This is a genomic window from Streptomyces sp. NPDC051987 (assembly GCF_040680735.1).
Taxonomy (GTDB): Bacteria; Actinomycetota; Actinomycetes; order Streptomycetales; family Streptomycetaceae; genus Streptomyces.
Map to the genome: position 1 here is coordinate 1 of NZ_JBFAXI010000175.1, position 7,398 is coordinate 7,398.

Annotated in this window: 5 protein-coding genes and 1 pseudogene; 5 read left to right on the forward strand and 1 reads right to left on the reverse strand. The window is 71.4% G+C overall.

Features of this window, described 5'->3' with window-relative positions; all coding sequences use genetic code 11:
• Positions 1-133: 133 nt before the first annotated feature.
• Positions 134-742: a flavin reductase family protein gene (locus tag AB0M11_RS40810; protein ID WP_365713958.1), complete on the reverse strand. Its 609-nt coding sequence runs from the start codon at positions 740-742 to the stop codon at positions 134-136.
• 158 nt (positions 743-900) lie between these two features.
• Here AB0M11_RS40810 and AB0M11_RS40815 point away from each other — a divergent pair, with 158 nt between their 5' ends.
• From AB0M11_RS40815 to AB0M11_RS40835, 5 genes and pseudogenes are all read left to right on the forward strand, one after another.
• Positions 901-2,256, forward strand: coding sequence for an NAD(P)/FAD-dependent oxidoreductase (locus tag AB0M11_RS40815; protein ID WP_365713960.1), 1,356 nt, complete (start codon positions 901-903; stop codon positions 2,254-2,256).
• A gap of 14 nt (positions 2,257-2,270) precedes the next feature.
• Positions 2,271-2,612, forward strand: a complete 342-nt coding sequence (locus AB0M11_RS40820) for a hypothetical protein (RefSeq protein WP_365713962.1) — start codon at positions 2,271-2,273, stop codon at positions 2,610-2,612.
• 321 nt (positions 2,613-2,933) lie between these two features.
• Entirely contained in the window at positions 2,934-3,866 is a 933-nt protein-coding gene (locus AB0M11_RS40825) for an RNA polymerase sigma-70 factor (protein ID WP_365713964.1), read from the forward strand.
• A gap of 648 nt (positions 3,867-4,514) precedes the next feature.
• A complete protein-coding gene (locus AB0M11_RS40830) occupies positions 4,515-7,076 on the forward strand; it encodes a SpoIIE family protein phosphatase (RefSeq protein ID WP_365713966.1) in 2,562 nt (853 codons plus the stop codon).
• A gap of 116 nt (positions 7,077-7,192) precedes the next feature.
• Positions 7,193-7,398, forward strand: a pseudogene (locus AB0M11_RS40835) (cupin domain-containing protein); the annotation flags it as partial.

Consider the following 7,398-nt stretch of genomic DNA (forward strand, 5'->3'; position numbering starts at 1 on the left):
CACCCGCTGGAACAACTCCCACAGCCCGTCCGGCACCAGACGCTCGACCATCACACAGTCAGGCTACCCGGACCTCCAAATGAGATGACCTCTTATCCATTCGGTGGCGCTGTCAAACGGCGGTGAGCGCGGGTCAGGCGGTGCCGGGTTCCTCGTACGGGATGCGGCTCAGGTGCACGACCTTGCCGAGGGTGCCCCATTCGTCGCCGCCGAGCTTGGTCAGCGGGCGCAGCAACTCGCTGCTGGGGCGGCCGCCGACGAGGTAGTCCTCGTCGACCGCGGCATGGAGCACTCGCCCGAAGACCAGGGTGCAGTTGCCCATCCGCAGGGTGGTGTGGGAGCGGCACTCCAGAGCCACGTGCGCGGCTGCCACCCTGGGCGGGCGCACACTCCGGCTGGCCTCGCGCTCGATGCCCGCGGAGTCGAATTCGCTGACCGCGCGGGGGAAGTCGACGGCTGTCGCGTTGATCAGTCGCAGGAGCGGTTCCGACGAGAAGTTGACGACGAACTCCCCGGTCTCCTCGACGTTGCGCAGCGAGTCCTTCCGCCCGATCGAGGTGAACTGGACGATCGGGGGATCGGTGCTGGCGATGCTGAAGAAGGAGTGCGGAGCCAGGTTGTCGGTGCTGCCGTCGGGAGTGACCGTGGAGACCCAGGCGATCGGCCGCGGAATGACGACCGAGGTCAGGAACCGGTAGAAGTCCGTGCTGCTCATCGCCCCAGGGGCGTATTCCACACGCATGGACCGAGTATCGGACCGCCGCACCTGAGCCTTCCGCAGCCGGTCGGGTGTGTCGTGCCGGCTCACGCACCGTGCGTCGCGCGCGTCGTGAGGCCGCCGTGTCACACCCTCCGGTCCTGCCTTGTCTAAGGGGTGTCGAGCAACAAAAAGAGGGTCTGATGCGAGAAATTGTGATTGTCGGTGGCGGCTACGCAGGGTTCTACGCCGCATGGGGCCTGGAGAAGAGGCTCAGTGCGGCGGAGGCGCGGGTCACGGTGGTCGACCCCCGCCCCTACATGACGTACCAACCGTTTCTGCCGGAGGTGACGGCCGGATCGGTCGAGGCCCGGCACGCCGCCGTGTCGCTGCGGCGGCACCTGCGGCGCGCCCGGGTGATCGCGGGATCCGTGACCTCCATCCGTCACGCGGACCGGACAGTCGTCGTACGACCCGTCGATGGAGCGGACTACGAACTGCGCTACGACACCCTCGTCGTGACCGCCGGTGCCGTGACCCGCACCTTCCCCATCCCGGGACTCGCCGAGCACGCGATCGGGCTGAAGCACGTCGAGGAGGCGGTGGCCATACGCGACCGGCTGATGACCGCGTTCGACCAGGCCGCGTCACTGCCTCCCGGCGCCGAGCGGCGACGGCTGCTGACCGTCACGTTCGTGGGCGGCGGGTTCTCCGGAGTCGAGGGCTTCGGGGAACTGCTGTCGCTCGCGACGGCGATGCTCAGGTCCTACCCGGAGCTGAGCGCCGACGAACTCTCCTTCCACCTGGTCGAGGCCCGGGGCCGCATCCTGCCCGAGGTGGGGGACAAGCCCGGTGCCTGGGTGGTGCGCTCGCTGGAGCGCCGTGGCGCGCACGTCCACCTCGACACACAGGTCCGCTCCCTCGCCGACGGCCGGGTGGTGCTCTCCGACGGAGAGGAGTTCGATTCCGCGCTGGTCGTGTGGACCGCCGGCAACGCCTCCAACCCGGTCGTGCACAACCACTCGGACCTCCCGATCGACGAACGGGGCCTGCTCGTGGTCCGCCCCGACCTGCGCGTGGGCACCGCCGGCGAATTCGTTCCGGACGCCTGGGCGGCCGGGGACGATGCGGCCGTGCCCGACCTGGCCTCCACGCTCCCGGGGGCGCACACGGTGCCGAACGCCCAGCACGCCGTACGGCAGGGCAGACGCCTCGCGAAGAACATCGTGGCGGACCTGCGCGGGCGACGCGTCAGGGAGTACCGCCACAGCAGTCTGGGCGTGGTGGCCACCCTCGGGCTGGGACGGGGCATCTTCCAGTACAAGCGGATCGTCATCAAGGGGCTTCCCGCCTGGCTGATGCACCGGGGCTACCACGTCCTGGCCGTGCCCTCGTGGGAACGCAAGATCCGCGTCCTCACGGTCTGGCTGACGGCCGCGGTCTTCGGCCGTGACCTCGTCTCCCTCGCCTCCGTCCAGCATCCACGGGACGCGTTCGTCGGGAGCGGTGATCCGCGGCGCACCGGCGGGAGCCCGGCGGGCGACCGCACGGCCGCCTGACCGCGGAGCACGTCGTGAACGCGGGCAAGGAGGCCGCGCGCGGCCTGACCGACATCGAGACCTTCCTGTGCCGGCAGGCTCACCTGGAGGCGGCGCGGCGGCGCGTCGCGCTCTTCACCACACGGGTGCCCGGGCTGACCCGGGAGCAGAGGGCGGACATCGAGAGCTGGTACCTCAAGGAACAGACCTACGTCGCACGGATGGTGACGGAGCACATCGAGGCGAACGTCAGCGAGGCGCAGCAGCGGCACCGTGACCGCTTCACGCGCTGGCTGCGCGGAACGCTCACCGCGATGATCCTGGTCAGCTCGGCAATGACGCTCTGCTTCGTGGTGCTCCTGAAATCGCTGAGCTGAACGGCTGGACACCGCCTCCGGCCAGCGGTGCCCCCGCCGGCGGGCCGGCCGAGGCGACATCACCAGATCATGCGATGCGCCCGCGCGTGCACGCGGACACCTCATGGCGTGCGTGCGATCACCTGCTCGTCCCCGTACCGGCCGAATCACTTGATCATGCGATGCGTACGGACATCGTCATGCCCCAGTCTGGCCTTGTTGGCGAAGAATGCACTCATCACCTGAGCAGAGTCCTGACGTGAGCCGAGGGGCGGACCGCGAGACCGCGATGTCTCCGCCCGACCGCCGTCGCTCCGTTCAGCTGCGATTGGACCCAGGATCATGTACCTCAAGCCGTCCCCCACGACGAGCGACCTCGACGAGGCCGTCTCGGCCTTCGTCCAGTACCGGGCGCGCCTCTTCGGTATCGCCTACCGTGTGCTCGGCAGCGTGGCCGAGGCCGAGGACGTGGTCCAGGAGGTGTGGCTGCGCTGGCAGAAGACCGACCGCTCCGTGGTGGTGAGCCCCGTGGCCTTCCTGTCCAGTGCGACGACCCGGCTGGCCATCAACGTGGCGCAGTCGGCGCGGGTGCGCCGGGAGACCTACATCGGGCCGTGGCTGCCGGAGCCCGTCGACACCAGTTCCGATCCGGAGGTGGGCGCACAGCGGGGAGAGGCCCTGGAGTTGGCACTCTTGCTCGTGCTGGAGAAGCTGAGCCCCACCGAACGGGCCGCGTACGTCCTGCGCGAGGCGTTCGACTACTCCTATCCGGAGATTGCCGGCATCCTGCAGCTCAGCGTCGTCAACGTCCGCCAGATCGTGAGCCGTTCGCGCAAGCGGCTGGCGGGCGAGCCGCGCGAGAGCGTGGACGCGCTGGAGCACCGGCGCCTGCTGGACGCCTTCGTCGCGGCGGCCCGCACCGGCGATGTGGCCTCGTTGGAGGCCGTCCTCGCCCCTGACATTGTCAGCCTGTCCGACGGCAACGGTGTTCGGGGCGTCGCACGGGTGCCTGTGGTGGGCCGCGCGCGCGTGGCCAACCTGGCCACCGCCACCCGGCGGTTCTGGCAGGGCACGGAGCTGCGACCGGTCCAGGCCAACGGCCGTACGGGCGTGATGATCTACCGAGACGGCTGCCCCACCACGATCCTGACTGTGGCAGCGTCCAAGGAAGGCATCCGCAGGGTGATGTGGCTGTTCAACCCCGGCAAGATCGCCGCGTTTCTGGACTCCGGCGCCCGCACGACCGCGCCCGACTTCATGTCGGCCGCCGGCTGAGCCACACTCCCGGCCCCTTGGACCGGGGCTCCCCCGTCGCGGTGCGGCTCGACCGCCGCCGCCTCGCACCCGCGCCACCGTGCCGGGTGTCCGGTCGCCGGGACGGCCGAACGGTGCCGGGCGTGCACGCGGCGGAACCGTGGTCGCCGCAGGCACCATCGATGGCCGAGTCCGGGCACGGGCCGGCGCCGGCGCCGGCGCGGGGCAGCCGGCGGCACCTGGCGCTGCCGGCGGCGATCGCGCTGACGACGGTGTGGGCGCCCGGACGTACGGCGTTGCCGGTGCCGGCGGCGTCGCGCGGGAACCGTCCCAGGCGGTGACAGGCGGCTGCGACCCGGTCGGGTCCTGGACCGGCGGCCCCGGCGATGTCCGCCCCCGGCCACAGGAGCAGCAGCGTGCCCCAGGCCGTGGTGCCGGTGACAGCACCGTACGTCCGCATCGGCCGGCCCCTCGCGGGCGGGCCGACCGGCACCGCCGTGGCCGCGGTGGCCCTGTCACACATCGAAGTGCCGTCCGGTCAATGGTCTGAAAAGGGACAAGTAGCCGCGCGATCGCGCTCAGGTCCGAGACCGGAATCGAGAACGGCGACGAAGCCGGGCGTGCCACAGGTGCCTGCCTCGCCGTCACCTATCCGAGGACGACGATTCGATGATCAGCACAGACACATCGGTACCCCGCACCCAGCCGGACTTCCGCGAGCCCACGGAGTCGGCGATCGCGATGCTCGACGAACAGGGAACGGTGGTCGGATGGACCCGGGCCGCCGAGCGGCTGGTCGGGTACTCCGCCGGCGACGTGGTGGGCCGGTCGGCCTCCGCCGTCCTGCCGTACTCCCAGGACGCGCCGACGACGGCGGAGTTCGTCGACCGGTGCCTCGCCCGGCGCGGCTGGTCGGGCACGACGACGGTACGGCACCGGGACGGGCACGGGATCGACGTGAGCCTGCGGGTCTCGATGCTGTCGGGGCACGGTGAAACGGTCCGGTGGCTCGTCTCCGTGACCGACATCGGGGAGGCCTCCGGGGAGCCGACGAACGAACTGGTGCGGGAGTCGCTGCTCGCCCGCGTCCCGATGGGCATCGTCGTGCGCGACCCGGACCTGCGGTGCACCTGGGTCAACGACACGATGGAGAGCCACGACGGCATCTCCCGCGACCTCCGGCTCGGACGGCGGTTCAGCGACGTGCGGCCGGGCGCCGAGGCCGAGGCGCTCGAGGAGGCGATGCGGGAGGTGATGCGGGGCGGCCCCGCACAGGTCCACGACCACCGGACGTGGCTGCCGTCGAGCCCGCACCGCGAGCACACGTACGCGGCGTCCGTCTTCTGCCTCCAGGACGCCGACGGGCAGGTGCTGGGGGTGTGCGTCATCAGCGTCGACCTCACCCGGAGCCGGCAGGCACGCGACCGCCTGGCCATCCTCAGCGAGGGCAGCACCCGCCTCGGCAGCAGCCTGGACGTGATGCGCACCAGCCAGGAACTGGCCGACCTGGCCGTGCCGCTGCTCGCCGACTACGTCGCCGTGGACCTCGAACAGTCGGTGCCGTGCGGCGAAGGGCCCCCGGTCCACATCGGCTCCGCGGACCGGCGCCTCCCCGTCTTCCGGCGCGCCGGACTGGCCTCGATCCACCACGGGGTCCCGGAGTCCCCCTGGGCGCACGGGGAGGTCGTCCCCTGGCCGTCCGCCTCACCCTTCAGTGACGTCCTGCGCACCGGGACGCCCCACCTGGAGCCGGTCCTGGACACCGCTCCGGGCACCTGGATCGACCAGGACCCGGCGCGCGCGCGGACGATCCACCAGCACGGCATCCACTCCCTGATGCTCATCCCCATCCGGGCGCGGCGCGTCCTGCTCGGCATGGTGCTGTTCATCCGCAGCTCCGACCCGGGGCCGTTCCAGGAGGTCGACGTGCTTCTCGCCGAGGAACTCGTCAGCCGCGCCGCGCTGGCCCTGGACAACGCGCGCCAGTACGCCCGCGAGCACACCGCCGCCCTCGCCCTCCAGCGGAACCTGCTCCCGCACCGCCTGAAGGGGGGCGCGGCGGTCGACACGGCCTCGCGTTATCTCCCCGCCGACATGGATCACGGCGTCGGGGGCGACTGGTTCGACGTGATCCCGCTGTCCGGCGCGCGAGTGGCCCTCGTCGTGGGCGACGTGGTCGGACACGGGATAAACGCCGCCGCGACCATGGGCCGGCTCCGCACCGCCGTGCGCACCCTCGCCGCCATGGAGCTGCCGCCCGACGAACTGCTCACACACCTCGACGACACGGTCCAGCGGCTGGCCGAGGAGGATGCCGACGCCCCGGAGCAGTACTCCCCGGCCGTGGGCGCCACCTGCCTGTACGCGGTGTACGACCCGGTCACCCGCACGTGCACCATGGCGCGGGCCGGACACCCGCCGCCCGCGGTCGTCGACCCGCAGGGGCGCGTCGCCTTCCCCGACCTGCCCACCGGGACCCCGCTCGGCCTGGGCCTGGGCGCCCCCTACGAGGCCGTGGAGCTGGAACTGCCCGAGGGAAGTCTCCTCGGCCTGTACACCGACGGCCTCGTCGAGACCCGCGAACACGACATCGACGTGGGAATGCACCGCCTCGGCAGCGCCCTTGCACAACCGGGCCGTCCTCTGGAAGAACTCTGCGACAGCGCGATGGAGACCTTCCCGGGGCAGGCACCCTCCGACGACCGTACGCTGCTCCTCGTCCGCACCCGGACGCTCGACCCCGCCCAGGTGGCCTCCTGGACGCTGGTCGGCGACCAGACCGCCGCCCGCAGCGCCCGGCACCTGGCTGCCCGTCAGCTGACCGACTGGGGCCTGGCCGAGGTCGTGGACGCCACGGAGCTGATCGTCAGTGAACTGGTCACCAACGCCGTACGGCACGGCAGCGGTCACATCACCCTGCGCCTGATCCGGCATCAGGTCCTGACCTGCGAAGTGTTCGACTCGAGCGCCTGCGCCCCACGGCTGCGCAGCGCGTGCACCCATGACGAGAACGGCCGCGGCCTCTTCCTGGTCGCCCAGCTGTCCCGCCGATGGGGTTTCCGCACCGTGCCGGGCGGCAAGGTGGTCTGGGCCGAGGAGGACCTGGCCCCGGCATCGCCGGTTCCACGACAGCCCAGGGTGCCACCCGTACCCGCGGAGCGGCCCGTCCTCGTCTCCGCGACGGCCGCGGACCGCGGAGCCGTCGCCGGACGCCGGCCCCAGCCCTGGTAGTACGGGCGTCGTGCCGCGCCCTCCTGGTTTGTGAGGGAGGCCGACAGGATGCAGGGTGGACCGTGGGGCGACAGTGCCGGACCATCCGTTCCGGGCCGGCCTACGGAGGTGCAGCGATGTCGGCACAGGACTCGGCGACCGAGAGCGCCGAACACAACAGCGAGTTCGGCCCCAGGATGCTGGCGGACGTCAAACCGCCCTTTGTTCCCGAGGGTGCCTCGGGTATGACCGTTCTCGTGGAGTGGCCGCCCGGCGACCCCGGGACTCCTCCGCACCGCCACTCGGGGCCGTGTTTCGGCTACGTTCTCGAAGGTGCGGTCCG

Excerpts from the sequence above, each read along its gene's own strand:
- AB0M11_RS40810 (WP_365713958.1), bottom strand. The coding sequence starts at position 742 with ATGCGTGTGGAATACGCCCCTGGGGCGATGAGCAGCACGGACTTCTAC.
- AB0M11_RS40815 (WP_365713960.1), top strand. The coding sequence starts at position 901 with ATGCGAGAAATTGTGATTGTCGGTGGCGGCTACGCAGGGTTCTACGCC.
- AB0M11_RS40825 (WP_365713964.1), top strand. The coding sequence starts at position 2,934 with ATGTACCTCAAGCCGTCCCCCACGACGAGCGACCTCGACGAGGCCGTC.
- AB0M11_RS40830 (WP_365713966.1), top strand. The coding sequence starts at position 4,515 with ATGATCAGCACAGACACATCGGTACCCCGCACCCAGCCGGACTTCCGC.